The 20,901-nt window shown below is 50.5% G+C and carries 14 protein-coding genes; 6 read left to right on the forward strand and 8 right to left on the reverse strand.

Annotated features, from left to right (window positions below; translation table 11 throughout):
* Positions 1-24: 24 nt before the first annotated feature.
* Both HZA49_04940 and HZA49_04945 read right to left on the reverse strand, forming a co-directional pair.
* On the reverse strand, positions 25-1,920 hold the full coding sequence (locus HZA49_04940; protein ID MBI5778781.1) for a HEAT repeat domain-containing protein: 1,896 nt from the start codon (positions 1,918-1,920) through the stop codon (positions 25-27).
* Positions 1,921-2,069: 149 nt separating this feature from the next.
* The gene (locus HZA49_04945; GenBank protein ID MBI5778782.1) at positions 2,070-3,857 is read right to left on the reverse strand and encodes a HEAT repeat domain-containing protein; all 1,788 of its coding nucleotides are present in this window, start codon (positions 3,855-3,857) and stop codon (positions 2,070-2,072) included.
* Positions 3,858-4,008: 151 nt separating this feature from the next.
* Between HZA49_04945 and HZA49_04950 the strand changes: the two genes are divergently transcribed.
* From HZA49_04950 to HZA49_04970, 5 genes are all read left to right on the forward strand, one after another.
* Positions 4,009-4,452: a hypothetical protein gene (locus tag HZA49_04950; GenBank protein ID MBI5778783.1), complete on the forward strand. Its 444-nt coding sequence runs from the start codon at positions 4,009-4,011 to the stop codon at positions 4,450-4,452.
* Positions 4,453-4,613: 161 nt separating this feature from the next.
* Positions 4,614-7,697 (forward strand): glycine cleavage system aminomethyltransferase GcvT, encoded by a 3,084-nt coding sequence (gene gcvT, locus HZA49_04955; protein ID MBI5778784.1) that lies wholly within the window; start codon positions 4,614-4,616, stop codon positions 7,695-7,697.
* A gap of 134 nt (positions 7,698-7,831) precedes the next feature.
* Positions 7,832-8,953, forward strand: coding sequence for a hypothetical protein (locus tag HZA49_04960; GenBank protein MBI5778785.1), 1,122 nt, complete (start codon positions 7,832-7,834; stop codon positions 8,951-8,953).
* 519 nt (positions 8,954-9,472) lie between these two features.
* Positions 9,473-10,168, forward strand: a complete 696-nt coding sequence (locus HZA49_04965) for a hypothetical protein (GenBank protein MBI5778786.1) — start codon at positions 9,473-9,475, stop codon at positions 10,166-10,168.
* Between the two features lie 79 nt (positions 10,169-10,247).
* Positions 10,248-11,525 (forward strand): hypothetical protein, encoded by a 1,278-nt coding sequence (locus tag HZA49_04970; GenBank protein MBI5778787.1) that lies wholly within the window; start codon positions 10,248-10,250, stop codon positions 11,523-11,525.
* Between the two features lie 24 nt (positions 11,526-11,549).
* On the opposite strand, the gene HZA49_04975 is transcribed toward HZA49_04970, so the two are convergent.
* From HZA49_04975 to HZA49_05000, 6 genes are all read right to left on the reverse strand, one after another.
* On the reverse strand, positions 11,550-12,647 hold the full coding sequence (locus HZA49_04975; protein ID MBI5778788.1) for an ABC transporter ATP-binding protein: 1,098 nt from the start codon (positions 12,645-12,647) through the stop codon (positions 11,550-11,552).
* Positions 12,648-12,752: 105 nt separating this feature from the next.
* Positions 12,753-14,318, reverse strand: coding sequence for an iron ABC transporter permease (locus HZA49_04980; GenBank protein ID MBI5778789.1), 1,566 nt, complete (start codon positions 14,316-14,318; stop codon positions 12,753-12,755).
* Positions 14,319-14,327: 9 nt separating this feature from the next.
* Positions 14,328-15,353: an extracellular solute-binding protein gene (locus tag HZA49_04985; GenBank protein ID MBI5778790.1), complete on the reverse strand. Its 1,026-nt coding sequence runs from the start codon at positions 15,351-15,353 to the stop codon at positions 14,328-14,330.
* Positions 15,354-15,375: 22 nt separating this feature from the next.
* Positions 15,376-15,894, reverse strand: coding sequence for a hypothetical protein (locus HZA49_04990; GenBank protein ID MBI5778791.1), 519 nt, complete (start codon positions 15,892-15,894; stop codon positions 15,376-15,378).
* A 16-nt stretch (positions 15,895-15,910) separates the two neighbouring features.
* Positions 15,911-18,157 carry a HEAT repeat domain-containing protein gene (locus HZA49_04995; GenBank protein ID MBI5778792.1) on the reverse strand — a complete coding sequence of 749 codons (2,247 nt, stop codon included), beginning with the start codon at positions 18,155-18,157 and terminating at the stop codon, positions 15,911-15,913.
* A 159-nt stretch (positions 18,158-18,316) separates the two neighbouring features.
* Positions 18,317-20,242 (reverse strand): adenylate/guanylate cyclase domain-containing protein, encoded by a 1,926-nt coding sequence (locus HZA49_05000; GenBank protein MBI5778793.1) that lies wholly within the window; start codon positions 20,240-20,242, stop codon positions 18,317-18,319.
* Between the two features lie 401 nt (positions 20,243-20,643).
* On the opposite strand from HZA49_05000, the gene HZA49_05005 reads away from it, so the two are divergent.
* A partial coding sequence (locus HZA49_05005; protein MBI5778794.1) for a protein kinase occupies positions 20,644-20,901 on the forward strand: 258 nt, incomplete at its 3' end.

The raw sequence follows: 20,901 nt of genomic DNA on the forward strand, positions 1-20,901 counted from the left end.
GCCTGCCGGTCGGAGTGTAAGGGTTTACCAAACTGGTATCGGCAGGATGTGATCCAGTATCATCATCTGCATATCAACGCTGTCCGATGTTATCCGGTCAACTGGATTTATCGGATTTTTATCCATCAGGAATCCTATGCCGACCATTACGGCCTTACGCATCTCAGGGTTATTATCCTTGGCGGCATCAATAAATGCCTTGGCTGAATCCCTGTTGCCGACCAGGCCGAGCGTGTGCAGGGCATAAGAGGCCAGGGTCTTGTCATTGCTGTTGATATGTTTTATCAGTTGTTCTACCACTTCGTTTCTTTTGCCCATTCTGGCTAGTGCGACAGCCAGATTGGTGTAGGCGGTAATAGTCAGTTTTTTGTCTGCCTTAGCCCACATCTTCTGGAGTATTTCAACCATTTGTTTCTCTGCATTCGGCAGTTCTTTCTTCTTAACCGCTTCAGTATCAGAACCTTCTTTTTCAAATACTTCGTCTTTCTTCGGCTCGCTAATCATTGCGACCGATAAGATAAGATAAGGTGTCAGCGTTGTCTCATTTTGCTGTTTATCTTCCTTGAGGATATCGACCATTATCGGAATTGTTTCGGCATCCTTAAGCAAGCCTAGTCCGATAGCGGCCGCGCCGCGCAGTAACGCACGTGACTTCTTGTTGTCGGCTAATATCTTCCTTAAGTCCGTCTTGGCTTTCTCATTACCGGTCAATCCCAGGGCAATCAGCATCAAACCGTCGGCATCGGTGGTTTTGTTTTTCTGAAGCGCCTCTGAAATGGTTTCGTATGCTTTTTCGTATTTTATCTGGGCCAGCGCGATACAGGCCATGCCTTTGACCGATGGGGTTTTGTCCTGCATGAAAGCCAGGATGGCGTCCTTGGCTTCGGGCAATCCGGTTATTCCTAATGCCATCACCACGGCCGCCCGGACATCGCTTTCTTTTTCATTGGCCGGGGTGAATTTCTTCAGTTCATCCAACGATTCCTTGGTGGCGATTCGGCCCAGGCCTAAAGCGGCGTGCGCCCGGATGGTTCCCCGTTCCTTTTTGCTGACACCATCGCCGTTAAGTATTTTACTCAGGACCGGAACCGATTCGGCGTCCTTGAGATTACCTAAGGCGATGCAGGCGGATGATTTTACTTCGTGGTCATCCTTATCAGCCGTGATGATGTCGCGGAGTATTTTGGGGATTTCCGGGTCGTTGGCAACATAGCCTAACGCTAATGCGGCATAGGATCGTCTCAATGAAGAATTGTCTTTTTTGTTCTGGAGCGCTTCTTTGATTACGCCGGATACGGTATTATCCGCGGTAAGCCCTAGCCCAAATAGGATATTATTACTGACGAAATCACGCTTTTCGGATTCGTGCGCCTTTTTAAGGACCTCTACGGCTTTGGGGCTGCTGGCCGCGGGATTCTGGGAATCCTGGGCTTTGCCCAGGGAAATAGCCGCCCGGAATGCCACATAGTGGTCTTTATTGCCCACTCCGTCGGACAGGACATTTATAAGTTCGGCATGAAGAGGGGAGATGGAATATGATTTGGTTCCGCCCTGGTCAACGATATTGGCCCATTCAATCGGGGCCCTGAATGCCAGATACTTATCGCGATTCCGGCTCCACCAGATTTCCCATGGTTCGACTGCGCCGGTTAGAAACTGGATACTCTGTATCAGCGGCTGCAGCCCCACGCCCAAACTTGGTCTGGGGGTAGGTGCAGGTCCCGGACCTCCTCTTGGGGTGGGGCCGGGAGTCGGCGGCGGCACTCCGGGCGTTGAGGAGTCAGGCGGGGGCGGCGGAGGCGGAGGCGGTGTATATCCGCCCATCTTCGGTGGATTTGGGCACCATCCGTCAACATTTTGAATCTGGGTTATCGATAGAATGGCTGCCAGGGCTATTATTCCGATTAGGATTTTTCTCATATGGATGCTCCTCTCGACTACAGGTCTTGTATATATCCTTAAACCGCTGTTTGTCAATAATATTGCTCTATAATATAGAATGTTTGAGAGGGCTATAATACTGCATCTAATGTTAAAATATTTCAAATCTGATGCAGTGCTCCCTGATACTACCACACCGGTATCGGAAGGATATGGTCCATTATGCGCATCTGGATATCGACGCTATCCGCCGTTACCTTATCAATCGGATTTATTTGATTCCTGTCCAGCAGGAATCCTATAGCGCCTATTACGGCCTTACGCACATCAGGATTATTGTCTTTGGCGGCATCAATAAATGCTTTGGCCGAATCCCGGTTGCCGATTAATCCGAGGGTGTGCAGGGCGTAAATCCGCAGCGTGGCGTCCTTGGCAGTTGCATGTTTAAGTAATTGTTCTATAATCTGATTTCTTGATGTGAATCTCATCATCGTAATCGCCAGGTTGGTATAGGCGACAATGTTGATATTTTTATCAACCCTGGCCCACATCTTTTGCAATATCTCCACTTCCAGTTTTTCCAGACCCGATAATTCACTGGTAGTTTTCTTGTTTTCCTGGTCATGAATCATGGCCAGCGATAGAATCAGGTATGGCGCGAGAATGGTGTCATACTGTTGCTTATCATCCTTAAGGATACTGACTATTATTTCAATCGCATCCTTATCCTTAAGCAGTCCCAGTCCGATAGCGGCCGCGGCCTTAAGCAATGGCCTTGTTTTACGGCTGTCTGCGGATAATATTTTTCTCAGGTCCGCTTTGGCCTTATCATTGCCGGTCAGGCCCAGGGCGATCAGCATCAAGCCGTCAGCTTCCGGCGATTTGTTCTTCAGCAATGCCTCGGAAATCATGTCGTATGACTTGGAGTCTTTTATTTGAGCCAGCGAAATACAGGCTAATCCTCGGACGACATTAGCTTTATCTTGCAGGAATTCGATAATAGTATCCCGGGCGTCCGGTGACCCATTCATACCCAAAGCCATAATGACAGCCGAACGGAGGTCATTTTCCTTTTCAGTATCCTGGGTAAATTTTTTCAGCTCATCCAGCGCTTCTTTAGTGCCGATTCTGCCCAACCCCAGGGCCGCATGCGCTCTGATCATCCCCTGTTCTTTCTTGCCGCCGTCGCCATTAAGGATTTTGCCTAAAGTCGTAACTGCCGAGGCATCCTTGAGATTGCCCAGTGAGATGCAGCAGGTGGATTTTACTTCTCGGTCTTCCTTTTCGGCCGATAATATCTCTTTGAGCGCAGATGATATCTCGGAGTTATTGGCAACGTAACTCAATGCCAGCGCCGCAAATGAGCGCCTCAACGGGGCATTATCTTTTTTCTGCAGGACATTTTTTATAATGGCTATCGTGGAAGTATCAGAGGTGAGGCCCAGCCCCAAAAGGACATTATTCCTGACGAAATCTCTGGTTTCTGATTCGTACGCCTTCTTAAGAACCTCGATGGCTTTTTGGTTGCTGGCCGCGGGATTCTGCGGGTCCTGCGCTTTGCCCAAGGCAATAGCCGCGCGAAATGCCAAATAAGGGTCTTTATCGTCCACGCCGTCGGCCAATATGCTGATAAGTTCGTCATAAACAGGGGAGATGAAATATGATTTGGTCCCGCCTTTGTCGGTGATATCGGCCCATTGGATCGGTTCCCTAAAATAAAGATATTTATCGCGGTTCCTGGTCCACCAGAACTCCCAGGGGTCGGCTACGCCGAGTAATGGCTGAGCGCTCTGAATCAGGGGTTGTAACCCTACGCCCAAGGGAGGGCGTTGAGCGGATGGCAGGCCGGATCCCGGGCCGCCGCCTGGGGTGGAGCCACCTCCTCCGCTACTGGGACAGGCGCCGCCGGCATATCTATCCGATCCCAATGCCACGCTGCTCAGGCATAATACAATTAATATCAGATATCTCCGCATTTGGTTTGCTCCATGCTAAATTTATAGTAGCATAAATCCTTAAATTGTCAATGCTAATCTCGATAATATTGAATGTTTGAAACGCCTGAAAAACTGCATAAATACAGAAAATATTTGATATCAGGCGATAATTTTTCTATATAGGCTCTTTATGGAAAACCAATTGATTAGTTTTGATGACTTTAAGAAACTGGACATCCGGATTGCCAAGGTTCTTTCGGTGGAGAATCACCCCAATGCCGACAAGCTCTATATCCTCAAGGTTGATATCGGTCCGTCGGCCAGCCTGCCGATAGGCACAGCCAGCCCGGCAGGTGCTAATACTGTGGCTGGCGCGCCCGAACAAAAGGCAGTTGAATCCGATCCGGCCGGGCGGGACATCCGCCAGTGCGTGGCCGGATTGCGGCCTTTCATCAGCCCGGAACGGCTCCTGAATCGCCATGTGGCAATGGTGGTCAATCTCCAGCCGGCTATGCTGCGCGGTATGGAAAGCACGGCCATGCTCCTGGCTGCCAGCACCGAAACCCTAGCCGGCCGCGAGGTCGTTTTGCTCCTGCCTGAAAAAGAACTGCCACCCGGGTCAAAGGTGTCTTAGAGTTGAGGACTAATGTCATTCCTGCGTCCCGATGCCAACGGGGATACGGGGCGCCCCGATTCACATCGGGGCGGAAGCGGGGCGGAATGTCCAGAAGGGGCGTTTAGCATGAGTCCGGTAATTTGTAATCTCCTGTAACTATTTAGAATAGCGAGTAGAGTATGAGCAAGAAGAGCGGTTTTATGTTTGACGCCAAGCTGTCATCATTGGACCCGGACATTGTTTCATTTATAAACGCCGAAGAGCAGCGGCAGTCCAATAATCTCCTGATGATTGCCTCGGAAAGCTTGTGTCCCAAGCCGGTGCGCGAGGCCCTGACCGCGGTCTTCACCAACAAATATGCCGAGGGTTATCCGTCCCTGCGCATGACCATCGAGGAGCGCAACCGTATCGAAAAAGAGCCCGAGCGCTACCTGGCTTTCCACCGTCGTTACGGCGACCGGAGATTCTACAAGGGCGCGGAATTCTCCAACTTCGTCGAGGTCCTGGCCCAGCGCCGGGCCGCTGAAATATTCGCTAATCCCAACGCTCCGGTGGACGGGATATTCGTCAATGTCCAGCCGCTCTCCGGCGCGGCCGCCAATAACGCCGTCTATAACTCGTTCCTGGTTCCGGGCGATGTGATTATGGGCATGTCGCTATCCTACGGCGGACATCTCACCCACGGCAGTCCGTTTAACCGCTCCGGCCGTCAATACAAGGTCATTCCATATACCGTTGACTTGAAGACCGGCCAATTTGACTATGAAGCGCTGGAAAAACTGGCCATGGAACACAAGCCCAAGATAATCATTGCCGGCGCCAGCGCATTCCCCTGGAATATCGATTGGGCCAGGTTCAAGGCCATCGCGGAAAAGGTCCCGGTCCAGATTACCGGCCTGACCAGAACCGGCGCCATACTCATGGCTGATATCTCGCATCCGGCCGGATTGGTCGTAGCCGGTCTATTCAACAACCCGGTCGGCGTGGCAGATGTCACCACCTTTACCACGCATAAGACCATGTGCGGCCCGCGCGGCGCAGTCATTATCTCCTCTGACGAAGAGATTGCCAAACGCATTGACCTGGGCGTATTCCCGGGTGAGCAGGGTGGTCCCCATCTTAATAATATCACGGCCAAGGCCGTGGCCTTTAAGATTGCCGCGACCAAGGAATTCAAGGCGCTCCAGCAAAATATAGCGGCCAACTGTAAGACATTGGCTGATGAATTCCGGAAACTGGGATTCCAGCTGGCTTATGGCGGTACCAATACCCATCTGGTTCTGATTGATTTAGATAGTTTGAAAGGCGGGTCAGGCATTCCGCCCAAGGGCGACATCGCCTCCAACATCCTGGATATCTGCGGGATTACCTGCAACAAGAACGCCTTACCGGGTGACGAAACCGGCGCCCGGCCGCGTGGCTTGCGCTTCGGAACAACCGTCCTGTCGCAGTTAGGTATGGGCGCTCCGGAGATGAAGAAGATTGCCCAGCTGGTCCACTATGTCCTGAGCAATATCAAGACCTTTACCGTCATGAGTCATTCCGGCGAGATAGTCCGCGGTAAGATTGACCTTGAGGTAATGGAAAAGACCCGGGCTGAGGTTAGCAAACTCATGAAGTGCAAAGCCAAGGGCGCGGCACAAAAGGGCAATGCCATCGAAGTAGTCGGCGAACGCGCTATTGCCTTCCTGCAATCGCTGGTCTCCGAGAATATTTATCTGTTAAAGCCGGGTCAGGCCATCCAGGCCACGCTCAAGGTTGGTAACAGCACCAGCGAGGTTGTTTTCAAGATGATGCAATCGGATACTTTTTTGGTTGTTCCCCCCAAAGCTAAGATTGACACCATAGTCAGATACTTTAATGGCCTCTCAGACGGCTATATCACCTGGAAAACGGATGACATCTACGCCAAGGTTGAAGGCCCGGTGGTGATAAGGCTGACCCGTAGTGTCATTCTGAGCAAAGCGAAGAATCTACTGCCAAAGGAGACCCTTCGTTCCACTCAGGGTGACATTAAGAGGATTGACTTCGTCTTCAAACCCTTTACCGGCGAGCCGCGCCGGACATCATTATACGAGGAGCATCTCAAACTGACCAAGGCCCAGTTTCTGGTCCCGTTTGCCGGATGGTCCATGCCGCTCTGGTACACCCGGGCCAGCGAGGAGCATCAAGCCGTGCGCGCCGCGGCCGGGCTGTTTGATGTCTCGCATATGGGCAAACTGGAAATCTCCGGCGCCTATGCCACCCGATTCCTGGATATGGTCACCAGCAACTATGTGCCCAAACTCCAGATAGGCCAGTCGCATTATTCCTATGTGCTTGATGCGGTCGGAAGTCCGCTGGATGATATCCTGCTCTATAGAATGGAAGAGCAGAAATACCTGATGGTGGTCAACGCCTCCAACAAGGAAAAGATTGAGCAGTGGCTCAATGCAGTCAATGCGGGTGAGGTGATAATTGACCGTGACAATCCGAATCGCGGATTGGAATCCAGCGTCAAGATAGTTGACCGGGCCGTAGAAAATGACTGGGTCAACGTGGCGCTCCAAGGCCCGATCGGCATTAAGATACTGCTCAAGCTCACCGGAAGTAAGGAAGACGCCCAGAAACTCCGATGCCTGAAAAAGACATTCTTTGTCGAATTGGAGTTGAATGGTATTACCGCGCTAATCGCCCGGACCGGATATACCGGCGAGGAAATTGCCTATGAGATATTCGTGGCCAGGGCCAATGCGCCTCGTTTCTGGAATCTCCTGCTTGAGACCGGCAAGGAATTCGGCATCAAACCCTGCGGACTGGCCGCCCGTGATTCACTCCGGACCGAGGCCGGACTGCCGCTCTACGGGCACGAACTCAACGGCGAGAATAATGTCATGCCCACCGAGGCCGGCTATGGCGCATTCATTAAGCGGCACAAGCCGTTCTTTATCGGACGTAAGGCATATATCCAAAGAGAAAAACAATCAGAAAAGAAAATCGTGCGCTTCAAGATAACCACACCCAATGCCCGGGCCATCAAACCCGGTGATGCGGTTTACCAGTCGGCCAGCAGACCGGCAGACCAGCAGACCGGCGGACAGGTCGGCATAGTCACCAGTTGCACGCTTGCCACAGGCGGACAAATTGGCCTGGCGCTGATTGACAAGAAGAATGCTATTCAGGATGCCGTGTTACAGGTGATTCCAACACCCAGGCCCGGCAGTCAGCAGACAGTGCAACCGGTTGACGCAATTATCCTGACGAGGTTTATGGTTAAGGGATAAAGGATAATATGAAAAATATCTTGATGATATTAATTGGGCTAATAGTAGGGGTAACAATTGGATATGGTGTAGTTATTCTATCTGAAAAAAAGATAACAACCTCATCATTTCCGAAAGATGCAGAATTAACATTGATGAGAGAAATGGTTAGCGCCTTGACCTCTCGTGAAAAAGAACTCCAAAGCAAGCTGTCTGATAGCGAAAAAACTAAGATCCAGCTCCAAGCGCAAATATCCAACCTGAAGAAACAATTATCCGGGATAGAAGAACAGATATCTGTCTCGCAAACCACAGGATCTGCGATTAAAGATACCGAATCGGACAAGCATACATCGTTCAACAAGGAAAATATGCGCCTGTATGCCCGGGCCATCATGGCACTAGAGGGTGATGGCGAACCGCTCAGGAAAGACCCGACTTTGCAGACGGCATTCCAGGAACTGATGGCTGATATAATGAAGATGATGGCAAAATATAATATTGATTTTGATATGTGGGGCACTGGTGATGAGGTGTTATACAAGGCCTATGCGATTCCTGAAATCAGGCAGTGGTTTTCTGAGTTAGGCGCGGCGACCTTCGAGGAAGCGGGCGTGCCCCTGACCAAGGCGCAGCTCAAGGCCGTGGATGAGGCCATGCTCCGCAGGGCCGAGGAAGGTAAGAAACTGAATGACCCGTCAGTAACCAACATGGAAAAGGCGGTAATGTTTCAAAGGTTCATGGCCAAACAGGACAAGGAGTTTCGCGACATATTTACAGACGAACAGGAAAGGAAGTTGCCGGGAGATGTTGCCACGACTTTGATAGGGTTAAATAGGGTTAACACATTGCCGAATGTTGACGCTTCGGTCAAGACCAAAGACGAATGTTCTAATATTTTCATTCAGAAGTGGGGGAATGAACTGAAACTGAACGATAGTGAAAAACAGTATGTCAAATATGTATCGGATATGTATGTGAATGAATATGTTGTCCTAAAGGCAAGCGCCGAGGCGGAATACGGCAAGGAGTTTATGGATTACAATCTGGAACGCTACGACCGGGCTGATAAATATAAATATATGGACTGGTATGTATCCAGATGGCGATATTTTGATAATCCCGAGAATAAACGCAGGCAGGATGCGGTGAACCTGCGTTTTGCCGAACTCCAACTCAAATACCAGAAGCAACTCCAATCTATCTTCCCAGATAAACTGGAATTGATAAAAGAGCAAAGACCGCAGATTACCCACTTCCCCTATCTGACGGAGTAGGAAAATGATCGCGCTGAATTCGTGGGGCAGTTCAGCACCCGTACGGGTGCTGGGTAAGTATACTTAAGTCAGCCCCATTAGAAGTGAACGCAGTTGTCGTAAGAGGAATAGACCTTAATCTAATCAACAAATACTTGACATTGACAGATAGGACAGTATAACAAATACTGGAGTCAGTATAAAAGATACTGGTTCAAGTATGAAAGATACTGCTTCAATTATAAGATATACTGGTATAAGTATAAATGATACTTGCACAAGTATAAACTATACTGCTATAAGTAAATAAGATACTGGTATCAGTAGAGGAGATACTGAGTCAAGTATATGATATATTTGAACAAGTAGAAGATATACTGGTGTCAGTAGGAAATATACTGTGGTGAGTAATACTAATTAATAACAGTTAGCATTTTGTGTCATTCCCGAGAAAGCGGGAATCCAGTAGGTCCAAAGAGGTCTGGATTCCTGCCTGCGCAGGAATGACAGTGAGTGCGCAACTCGCATAAGGAGACAAGCATGAAGAGAGATTATATCCCAGAAAAGGATGCGGCATTTAATGGGTGGCTGGCGAGTTTCACTAAATATATAGAGTCCCATTATGCGGAACTGGGGTTATCGGCAACTGATAAGGACAATATCGTTGCCGCTAATACCGGCTGGAAGACTGGCTATCAGGCGCATATGACGGCCCAGGGTGCGGCCCGGGGCGCAAAAGAGAAAAAAGATAGCATCCGGAAGACGGCCGAATCGCTGGCCCGGAATCTGGCCCAGCGGAGCACTGTTTATCCCGGGACAACCGATGGCCATCGCGCGGGAATGGGTATGAGACCGCTGGATACCAATCCCACCCCGACTGCGCCGGAATATGTCGGCACTTTAGAACCGCCGTTGTTGGTGCTGGACTGGTCGCTCCGCAGCCAGGTGGTGATTCATTTCGGGGTCAATCCGGCCAATGAAAAGGAGAATTCCAAGCCCGCGGATATTGCCGGCGTTAAACTCTGGTTTCGCCGGAAGGGCGAGGATTGGCAATTTCTGGCCGATGATACCAATAGTCCTTATACGCACAACCTGTCTGACATAGTGCCTATCGGGGCGCAGGCCGGTCTGGGGATAACCGAGCCGCAAAATGTGGAATATAAGGCCCAGTGGTTTGATAAGAAGATGCGTCTCGGCTCTTTCGGCCAGACGGCTAAGTGCACGGTGACGCCGTGAAAAGGTTACAAAAAGTTACAAGATGTTACATTGAGGTTACAAGAGGTTGCAGTAATCTTTTGTAACATCAGGAGGATTTATGCCTACCTACGAACAGGCCAAGGCAGAATTGCTGGCTGAGTTGGATGCCTGGGATAAGTTTGACGCCGAGAGAGAATCATTGCCGCCGGAAATAGAAGAGGCCAAGGCGGCCGCCGCTGACTTCGGTCCGTCTGGGGCTATCATCCGGTCACGGCAACTGATTCCGCTTATATTGGAGCGTCTTGAGAAGGACATCAAAGATAAGACATACCCGTCTGATTTGGTGGTCCAGATGCTTGGCGCGGCGACTATCATTCTTGCCACAAAACGGAAATGGATTAGCGAACGGAATAATTTAGACCCGGATATTTATCCGTCAGCGCAGGAAAAGGCCGTAATCGATGCCTCAAAATCATTCCAGACCTCCCTGAAGAAGTGGATGGCGACCGGCATCAGGTTTAAGGCGGATATGGAACGGCTGTATCTTGACCTTTGGATAATCGGCAGTTGGTTGCTGGACCTTGCCGATAATTCCCGGCGCCACGGCGAATGGCCGCCCGATGAACCGGGGCAATGGAACGAGAAAGAGTGGTGCGCCTATTTCTGGCGCAATCTTAGCAGACGCTCGCCATTCATCAGTTATGTGGAGCGGCACGGTCTGAGTATCGAGTCGCTGGACAAGGGCTTTGCTGAAGAGGAGATTTTCAGTCGCCGGACTAACCAGCGGGCCGGGGACTTTGTCAAACGTTATGAATTGGAACGCCAGACCGCCTTGGCCTGGGATAAGGAACATCCCCTGAACTATCTGGATATGAAGGAATTGCCGGCTCCACCGCCTGAAGACAACAGCGATTACCACGTGGAGAGTATTGATATCAATGAAGAATCCTGTAAGGAACACGAGAAATGGCGCTCGTCACTGCCTGAAATTGACCGCTGGAATGAGCATTCCGAAAGGCGGCCGGTTCAGCCATACCAGAAAGACCCGGCATTTAAAGAATTGAGTAAGTTCACTTCCAAGATAATCAAGGCATCCAAGGATAACTGGAAGCATCAGCAGATGGAGTCGGACCATCCACGGAACTATCGCCCGCCCCTGGACCAGTATCTGGTGCTGTTGGTCTTATGCGCGGACGGTGTGATGATTCACGGACTGATAGACGAAGATGACGACACGGAAATATTTGATAAGAACCGAATAAAGGGGTGCCATCTCTTCTGCGCCGAGGTATTCACCAAGTTCGCCCAGGCAATAAATCTCTATAAGGATTCGGCCTATCGCAGCCTGGCCAGCGAGGCCCTGAAACTTGCCCGGAAAATATCACTTCGTACATGATGTCTTTCTTCTGTGGTGTGTCAGCTATTCCGCGGGGATGACCCAAATCGGTTTGGTGAGTGATAACGAAACCTGTTGCTTTAATTCCATCGCTGACGGTGATGTAATATTGAGCGCGAGACCAGATGCAGTGGTGATGGTTGCCAGATAGTTCTCGCCCTTGAACTGGACTGCGCTAATGACGCCTTTGATTGTGCCACTGGGGTTGAGCTGGGTGTTCTCCGGCCGAATAATCGCCCAGACGTCCTTGTCTGTAATCTTCGGATTTACTTGGCATTTTAATTCCCCCAGTTCTGTCCTGACCGTATCCGGCTTTAGCAATTCTCCTTTTACCAGCGTGGCGTCTCCGATAAACGATGCCACGAATCGGTTGGCCGGTCGGTTGTAAATCGTTTCCGGTGAATCAAATTGGCTTAGTTGCCCGTCTTTTATCACCGCCACCAAATCGGCAATGCTGAGCGCCTCTGACTGGTCGTGCGTGACATAGATGGTCGTGGTCTTAAAATCATCGTGGAATTTCCGGATAAGGGGCAGTAGTTTGGACGCCAGGTTGCGGTCCAGGCTGGAGAGCGGTTCATCCAGCAGGAAAATGTTTGGCCGGACGATTAATGCCCGGACCAGCGCCACCCGTTGCTGTTCACCGCCTGATAGATTGGGCGGGTAGGTGTCGGCATAGCCGGTCAGGTCAGTCAAGGCCAGGAGTTGGTCAACCCAGCCCTTGTTTCCAGAAAACTTAGCGGAATCACTCTTCGGCGAGACAAGGGCTGGGTCAATCTGCCCGGTCATTTCTTGTTTGGGGCATTTGCCCTTTAATGCGAATTCCAGATTCCGGCGGACCGTCATATGGGGCCAGAGTGCCAGGGTCTGGAAGACCATGCCAATCTTGCGCTGGCGGGGCTGGATGATTATTTTGCCCGGGCCTGATGCCAGTTGGTTGTTGATATAGATTTCGCCCGCATCCGGCGCCAGGAGACCGGTCAGGAGCGACAGTAGGGTGCTCTTGCCTGAGCCGGAGGGGCCTAAGAAGGCGACTAATTTGCCGGAGGGGATGGTCAGCGAGAAATCCCTGATTGCGGTAAGAGTTCCAAAAGTCCGAGTAATGTTGCTGAATCTGATTTCCATAATTGTTTTCTCTGTGTCACTCCTGCGAAAGCAGGAGTCCAGACCCTTTGCAATTACTGGATTCCCGCCTGCGCGGGAATGACAGGGGTGGCGTTTCGCCGGAGTTCAGTCCTCCTTTATAACAGAACCCAGGATGATATACAATAAAACAACCAGAAAAGCCATTATCAGGCACATGGACGCCACCTCAGCGGCCTTGTTGAAATGGAAGAGCGAGTAAATCCGGACCGAGAGCGGGGTAATGCCGGGCGGGGCGACCAGGATGGTTACGGCCAGCTCGTTGATAGCCAGGATAAAGCAGATGATGGCTGAGATGGCCAATGGACGTTTGAGTAAAGGTAGGATGACCCTGGTTAAGGTGGCAGTCCGCGACACCCCGGCCACCCGGGCGGCATTTTCCAGAGACGGGTCCAGTGTCTTGAACGCGCCGGCCATAATCAGCGCGGGCAGTGCCACAAACCGGGCCATCAGGCCGAGCGAGATGATAAATTGCGAGTGATAGATAAATAGCAGGCCGCTATGGTTGTATAATTTTATCAGGCCGAGGCCGATGGCTGCGCCGGGGATGACCAGCGATAGTATCAGTAGCCAGAGCAGGAGTCCCTTGAACCTGAATTCGGTTCGTTCCAGCAGATAAGCCAGCAGGAATCCGAGGATGAGCGTGCCGGCCGTGGAGATAAACGTCGTGCTGATACTGTTGAACAGATGGGGTTGGATGATGATAAAGGTATTGATGATGTCCGTTAATGAGTTGATGTTAAGAGCCAGGCCGATGATGGGCAGGGCCACGGATAGACCGATAATTAGGGTGATAAAGACCAGGCAGAGTGTCTGGGCCAGCCAGCTGATGGGGATTCGTTCCGGCGCCTTCCAGCGGGTGTTGATGGTGAATATCGGCCGATTGCGGAAAAGATAATACCATATCAAAACCGCAGTCAGGGTAATGGCTAATAATGGCAGGGTCAGAATCATGGCCTGGTCGGTCCGGAAGAAGACGCTGAACCGGTAAAATATTTCCAGCGGGTAAACATCGAGCAGGGTAATGGACGGGACGTCAAAGTTGTTGACGGCCAGCACGAAAACCAGGATTCCGCCGCCCAGGATATAAGGCAGGACTAGGGGCAGCGAGACGCTTAAGAATGCCCTGAATTTTGAGGTAGTCAGCCAGGCGGTTTTTTCCAGATTGGAATCCAGGTTGCGCAGTCCGGCCAGGGTTAGGAAAGTGACAAACGGGAAGTGGCACATGACCATTATGAATACCGCGCCGGTGACTCCGTAGATGTTGAATGGCAGTGTGCTAATCCCGAGCAGTTTCTGGAGCCAGACGGTCAGGATTCCATTCCAGCCGAGCATATAAACCAAGGAAATGGTTACGAAGTAGGATGGGATAAGGATGGGCAGGAGCAAGAGGTATTCCAGTGTCCGGCTGAACGGGATTCTGAACCGGGCCAGGATAAAGGCCAGCGGGACGCCGAGGATGATTGAGCCGAGCGCGGTCAGCGTTGCTATCAGCACGGTCCGGCTGAATAATACCAGGTAACGGCTGTTGGTGATGACCTCGAACAGGAAGCCGGTGTCCAGGTTGATAAGGGTAGCCAGGAACATATAGCCAATCGGCGCCAGCATGATGAGCAGAGCCAGGCAGATAAGCAGTTTTGCCGGAGTTCTCATTCAATCAGCCTATTTCAGGAACTCGTCGTAGATGAATTTTTTGGCCGGGTCAATCGCATCGGCGAGTTTGCTGTAATCTATGGCCATAACTTTGATGTTACGCAGGTCAAAAAGCGGGCTGTAGGGCTCCAAGCCGGGCCGGAGCGGCATCTGGGCTGAGGCCAGTTTGGCCAGCCGTTGTTCGGTCTGGGCGCTTAGGATATATTCAATCAGTTTTTTGCCGTTGACCGGATTGGGGCCGCCTTTAATCAGTCCGATGCTGTTGGGCAGAACCAGCGTGCCGATGCCGGACTGGTCCGGGTAGATTATCTTCACTGGTTTCTTGTCGAGCATCATCTCATTGGCGTCATCCGTATCCGTCAGGCAGAGCGGCAGTTCACCGCTGGCCACCATTTTGGCCGCCATCATATTCCCGGAGGCAATCTTGCAGTCATTGGCTTTCAAGTTCATGAATAGTTTCTTGGCATCGGCTTCGCCCAGCACAGCAAAGAACGCCGCGGCATGGGTCAGGGTGGTGCCGAAGATAGGACGGGCAATGGCCACCTTGCCTTTATACTGTGGTTGGGTTAAATCGAGGACGGATTGGGGAGCTTCAGCTTCCTTCAATAAATCAGTGTTGTATAATATCACACGGGCCCGGGCGGCAAATCCGGTCCAATAGCCCTGCGGGTCTTTATAACGCTCCGGGATGTCTTTGGCTGATGTCGGGGAAAATGGCGCCAAGATGCCTTGCTGTTTCAGGACCAGGGTCCAGCCGATTTCGTTATTCCAAAACACATCGGCTTGGGGATGGTCCTTTTCCGCCACCAGACGGGTAGCCAATCCGACGGTCTTGGACGCCTCGGTATCGGTCAGCATCTGCACCTTGATGCCGGTGTCTTTCTCGAAGCTCTTCAGGATTGGGCCGGAAAAGACCTCGTCCAGTGCGGTATAAATCACCACTTCATTGCTCGGCGTCTTTGAGCAGGCGGGACAAATAGTCAGTATCACCAGTAGGGTTAGGCTTACCAGGAATAGAAGATTCTTTAGGGTCATGTTATTTTCGTTATTTGGTCTGTTAGAATGACGCTTCTTTTTCAGCTAGGAAGATCTTGCCGGCCTCTTTATTCTCATCCGTCACGGAAAAATCCTCATAGGTTATCTTTATCCGGACCTTGCCATGAGGGAAGGTCAGGTCGTATCCGAATTCGGCCGATGTTTTCGGATTTATTTGCTGCGAGATTTCGGTGAAATTAGGCGCTGGCCGTTTGAAATATTCCTTATAGGTTTCCATAATCTGGCCATCGGTATTTATCAAGTCCGTGGTGCAGACAATGGCCCGATGCGATTCTTCATCCGGGATTCTTTCCTTCTCTGATTTGTTTATCAGCCAGATCCAGGCGGTTTTGCCTTCCACCTCCACATGCGGCTCTAATATCTCCCTGAGAAACTCGGGATATCTGCCGCTGGCGATGGAGTCCGGTGTCGCTGCCAGGTCCGGCTGATTTATTGGATTAGTCCGGTATCGATAACCGATGATGCCGCTGAGCAAAGCCACTAATACCAGCAAAGCCGCAATTAACACGAAATTCTTCATTACTGCCCACGCTGTTCTATTTATATTTGTCGCTTCCGCCTTCAGCCCACCATTTTTTCCAGAGCGCCGCGGTTTCCTTGCGGACCGTATCGGAATCATACATCCATTCGCAGTTAAAGTCCTGCCCGGTAACCCGTTTCAGGGCGCAGTAAGCGCAATAGCGGGTCCAGCCGTCCTCATCAGACAGCATTTCAATCATTGTCTTGACGACATGCTTTTTTGGCGGCAGGTCAGCCAACGTCAGGATGGCCTTGCCGCGGAAATGGGGGTTGCCTTGCTTGGCCACTTCCAGCAATATCTTGGATGCCTCTTCTGTCCGGATTAATCCTAATTGCTCAATTGCGGTTTCTATCACCGGCGGTTTAGCCAGCAGCAGCCCGTTGTCTCTATCCGGAGGTAGCCGCAGTTTTATGCTCTCAAGATACTTGTTAATCGCTTCCTGGAGCACCGGCTCTTTATTGGCATTGAGCAATCCCAGTATTCTCATGCCCACGACCGTGTCAAACCCTTCGCCGTCTATCCGGACGCCTTTTCTGGTCAAATCTTTTAGGGAATCCTTGATAACCACCTCCGTATCCGCAATCATATCTTTATCCTTCAATACATACAGGGTGTATAGTCCGTAGGCCTTAAGGATTGACGGTGTTTCCGGGTTCGCGACAAGTTCCTTCAGCACATCGATATGCTTGGGCGTAAATTTCATCTGGGTTATCGCGGCGAATCTGACCTTGGTGTCATAAAGCCGGTTGGTAATAATGGACAGAAGTATCGGGGCGCCGTCATCGCCCATTTTGCTAAATACTCTTATCGCGAAGTAAAGCACCGGATATTGAAGTTTCTGGAGCTGGTTCTTGGATGTCTTTAACTCCAGGTTGTCGGCCGCTGATTTATCACCCATGGAATATAAGGCAATCCAGGCAAAATATCTGGTCACGGCCAGCTTTTTGTAAATAATCCCGTTGAGATACTTTTTGACATCCTCATTGGTCTCATTGCAGAGCAGGCCCAGTGATTGTATTACCGCCCAGAGCACGTCGCGGTTATTAGGATCGGATTCCATATAATCCATCAACGGCTTAATGGCCTGTTTATCACCCAGCAGTCCCAGGGAATAAGCGGCCATGGTTTTAAAATAGTTGTCTTTACTATTTTTTAATATATCAATTAAGGCCGGCACTATTTTGACGTCACGCCGGTTGACCAAGGCGGATAATGCCCGATTGCGGATGACTTTGTCCTTTTCGATGTTAGAAACAAAGAGATCTCTTAAAGCATTTGAAGCTTCGGGTGTATTATAATAACCAAGCAGTGCCACCGCATTTCGCCTTAACAGTGAATGTTGGCTGTTTTTAGCCGCATTTATAATATAGGGCAGGACCTCCGGGCCCAATTCTCTCAGGCGACGGCCTAAATCACAGCCTGGGAAATAGTACTCCTTGCCAAGTTCCTCGGTCATGAGCCGGTTAATCATCGTTTCAAAATGATTTCCGTTATAACTGCTGGTGCCGGAATTATTTGGGCTGGAATTATTTGTATCGGAAATAGCCGCGCCAGCGATTTCCACCGGCGGCGGTTGGGGCGCCGGGTCGCCTATGGCCTCCATTACATGGGCGGCCACCCGTTTGCCTATGGCTTTATCCCTAAGCCAGGCGCCAATCAATGCGCCCGGAAGCTCGTAAGTTGTCTTCGCCGCCATCAGGCTCGGCTGTGATATCTCAATCAGATATTCCGCGCAGGAAGATTCAGGACAAATTTCGATATACGACATGGTCTGCAGAATTGATACTATTAAATGCAGCCTGAAAACCAAGGGGACTCCAGGTATAAAAATCTCTTTCTTGCTGGGGGCTGGCACGGTTACACCGCTCAGGCTGCTTACCTGGTAAGTATCGAAAGGTATGAAGTAACTGTTGAGCATTTCTATGCCGATTAATGCCGGATCGAGCAGGTTGACCGAAGCAGTGCCGGTTTCGGTAATTTTCTCCTTTATAACCGGGCGGATTAATCCGCCCAAAAAATCATAGGTGATGCCTTCGGTTGATATGAAAGGCGGTGGAGCACTTCGGCTGGGTGGTGGTTTACCTGGTTGCGGTGGTTGTCCGGTGCCGGGATTATTAGGGTCGGTAGGCAGGGGGATAGAGTCAGGCGGCGGTGGTGGTGGTATCGGATTACCGCCGTGCGGCCCGCCGCCATGCCCCTGGGCAATATTTATCAGGATGAAAAAAGTAATTATTCCTATGGCAATTACTAATAAATATTTCATTATAATTCCTTCAGTGTGATGCGCCTTGTATGATAATAATTATAACCTTAAACTGCTATATTGTCAATAATATTCCATTATAAGATAGAATGTTTGAGCGGGCTATAATACTGCATGCGGTGCGAAAATAATTGCAACTGAACTGTAATCTTGACGGCGCTACTGTATGAGACGGTCCATTTCGATGAGGATATTTTCCCCCTGTTCATAATAGCCCTTGGGCGACTTGTCGGATTTTAGGCGTTCGATATTATCTGCTAACTTCCGGCGTGCCTGCCTGAGCGTGGCCAGCGTCTGCTCCCGCTCGGCGCCGGTTAATCTGACGCTCATATATTCCAGCGCCTCGGTCACGCTACGGGCAAAATACTGAGGGTCAATATCCATTAGATTGGCCTGATGGTATTTGAATAGATCAATCTCTTTTGTAAACCCCGCCTCGGTGAGAATCCGGAATGAATTAACCCTGACCTGGCTGTCTTCTTCAGAATAGGCGTATTGCATAAAGTAAGTCTTGAGTTCCGGCATCAGGAAGCGGGTGAATATCTTCCGGGCGGTTTCGGTATGCTTGCCTTCGTATTGCTTGAGAATTGGGAAAAGTCCGTATTTTGAGGTATCCAGTCCTTTCTTCAGCCCGGTCAGGGCGCCTGATCGTGACGCTTTCTCAAAATACGCCAGCGCTTCAGCCATCAGGTCGGAATAAATCGTGGAGTTGATAACCGTTAGCCAGTGGTAAGTGAACTCCTCCTGCGGAGTCAGGTCCTTTTTGTTAGTCAGTATCCGGAAGGCATTGACCCGCTGGTATTCCTCGGTTGACAGAAGCAATGCCTTCAGTTCGTCCTTGAATGCCTGAAAATAATAATTCTCGATGATTTTACGGGCTAGTTCGCCGCTGTGGTCAAAGGGATATGCTTTCCGCATGCCTTCCTTGGCGAAATCGGTAAAGGTTTGGTCCTTGACGTATTTATTGTCCTTGGGCAATAGCTTCAGCAATGCCTGGCGCGCCAAATGCCGTGAGCCGTCCGGCTGGGTAATGTTCAGCAGGGCGGTCTGATAGATCACCTCCTCATTTTCCGGATAACGTTGGTAGAGCTCGGTCAGTATCTGGTATGCCTTTGAGTCATGGTCGCTAAAGCCGGCCTGTATTTGGGCTATCTTATATTTTATCCGTAAAGGGGTCATATCAGCCAGGGCGCCGTATTTTTCCTCTATCTGGGTCAGGAATTTATCCAGGTCGTCATAGCGCCGGTTTTCCGCCAGGTAATCCGCGTGTTTGAGTACGGCACCCAGGAGGAGCATCGTGAATTTTACAGGATTACCACCTTTATTTTTTAATGTGGTCAGTAATTCCAGGGCATCCAGGGCTTGGCCTTTATTGATTAAATCATCGACCTTATTAAACTCCCGGTCAGTCTGGCCAGACATATAGAAGATAACTGCGCCAATTGCCAAGGCCAGCACGACTACGCCGATGAAGTAAACCAGCGGCCGGGAGCGTCGCTCAATCAGCACGTCGTCCTTGATGGTGAAATTACCTGAGCGCCATTTCTTTATTAGGACGTTATACTGTTCTGAGTTCTCATCCTGAATGACCTTATAGACCTTGATGGCCTCAGGCAGTCCCTTGAGTTTGCGCCAGCCGATTTCGCTGGACGGCACCTCGCTCTTGTTCATAGCTAAATAGACTGCCTCGGTGAAGTATATCTCATTGGCCTCGGTGATGCCCTCAATCCGGGCCGCGATATTGACCGCCTCGCCGAACAGGTCTTTATCCTGGATTTGCACCTCGCCGGCGTTCAGCGCCACCCGGACCAGGATTTTCGCATCATCCGGAGCCGTCAGATTATATTCCTTCATCTTGTGCTGGATGAGCATGGCGCACAAGACGGCATTGGTTGGACTCTCAAAGGCGGCCATAAAGGCGTCGCCGATGGTTTTTATGACCTTACCGCCGAATTTCGTGATGACCGGTGCGACTAAATCATCGTGCGTTTTGAGGAGGTTGGTCAGGTGCTCGCGCGACTGGCTTGAGGTTCGTTCCGTAAATCCCTTAATATCCGTAAACATGATGGTCAGAACTTTATTCATTTGGAGTAATATGCTAGCTGCGGGACTGGAAATGTCAAGACAAAATTATGGTATAAATTGGTCGGGTAAACTCAACCTCCGGGCAGAGAGAGAAGAGGTAAAATGCGTATTTTAGCTGAATATGTAGAGACATAGTATTACAATATGTTTATGGATAACCATGCAATAATTGACAGATAAAAAGTATATTTTATAATGTTTCTATGTCAACAGGTGAGTTACAAATCCGTGAGTTCAGGTCATTCGACGAATTTCGTGTCTGGTGGAATAGTCCTGAGATAGTTGAATTCTGCCGGCAGAATCCGGATCAGGTCGACCAATTAAAAGAGCATCCATTCCTGAAATGCTGGTTCGGCGATGCTGGACAGACACTGCGGACAGGCGATATGCCTGCAGAGGTGATGGTAGTCCAGGATGCCCCGTCCGCTTTGGAAGTATTCGGCCGGTATCAGCTGGAACGCGAATTAGGCCGGGGCGGGATGGGGGTGGTGCATCTGGCCGCTGACCCGGTTCTGGAGCGCAAGGTGGCGCTCAAGGTAATGACTCTGGAAGGCATTGAGGCCACGGCCCGATTCATGCGCGAGGTCCGGGCATCCGCCAAGTTAAAGCATCCCAACATCGTCCAAATCTACGAGGTCGGCGCCCAGGGTAAATCCCAC

It is taken from the genome of Planctomycetota bacterium, from assembly GCA_016235865.1.
In the GTDB taxonomy this organism is placed as follows: domain Bacteria; phylum Planctomycetota; class MHYJ01; order JACQXL01; family JACQXL01; genus JACRIK01.

Bases quoted from the DNA above. Each gene is read 5' to 3' on its own strand.
- HZA49_04970 (MBI5778787.1), top strand. From the start codon at position 10,248: ATGCCTACCTACGAACAGGCCAAGGCAGAATTGCTGGCTGAGTTGGAT.
- HZA49_04940 (MBI5778781.1), bottom strand. From the start codon at position 1,920: ATGAGAAAAATCCTAATCGGAATAATAGCCCTGGCAGCCATTCTATCG.
- HZA49_04990 (MBI5778791.1), bottom strand. From the start codon at position 15,894: ATGAAGAATTTCGTGTTAATTGCGGCTTTGCTGGTATTAGTGGCTTTG.
- HZA49_04960 (MBI5778785.1), top strand. From the start codon at position 7,832: ATGAGAGAAATGGTTAGCGCCTTGACCTCTCGTGAAAAAGAACTCCAA.
- HZA49_04950 (MBI5778783.1), top strand. From the start codon at position 4,009: ATGGAAAACCAATTGATTAGTTTTGATGACTTTAAGAAACTGGACATC.
- HZA49_04945 (MBI5778782.1), bottom strand. From the start codon at position 3,857: ATGCGGAGATATCTGATATTAATTGTATTATGCCTGAGCAGCGTGGCA.
- HZA49_04995 (MBI5778792.1), bottom strand. From the start codon at position 18,157: ATGAAATATTTATTAGTAATTGCCATAGGAATAATTACTTTTTTCATC.
- HZA49_04965 (MBI5778786.1), top strand. From the start codon at position 9,473: ATGAAGAGAGATTATATCCCAGAAAAGGATGCGGCATTTAATGGGTGG.
- gcvT (MBI5778784.1), top strand. From the start codon at position 4,614: ATGAGCAAGAAGAGCGGTTTTATGTTTGACGCCAAGCTGTCATCATTG.
- HZA49_04980 (MBI5778789.1), bottom strand. From the start codon at position 14,318: ATGAGAACTCCGGCAAAACTGCTTATCTGCCTGGCTCTGCTCATCATG.
- HZA49_05000 (MBI5778793.1), bottom strand. From the start codon at position 20,242: ATGAATAAAGTTCTGACCATCATGTTTACGGATATTAAGGGATTTACG.
- HZA49_04985 (MBI5778790.1), bottom strand. From the start codon at position 15,353: ATGACCCTAAAGAATCTTCTATTCCTGGTAAGCCTAACCCTACTGGTG.
- HZA49_04975 (MBI5778788.1), bottom strand. From the start codon at position 12,647: ATGGAAATCAGATTCAGCAACATTACTCGGACTTTTGGAACTCTTACC.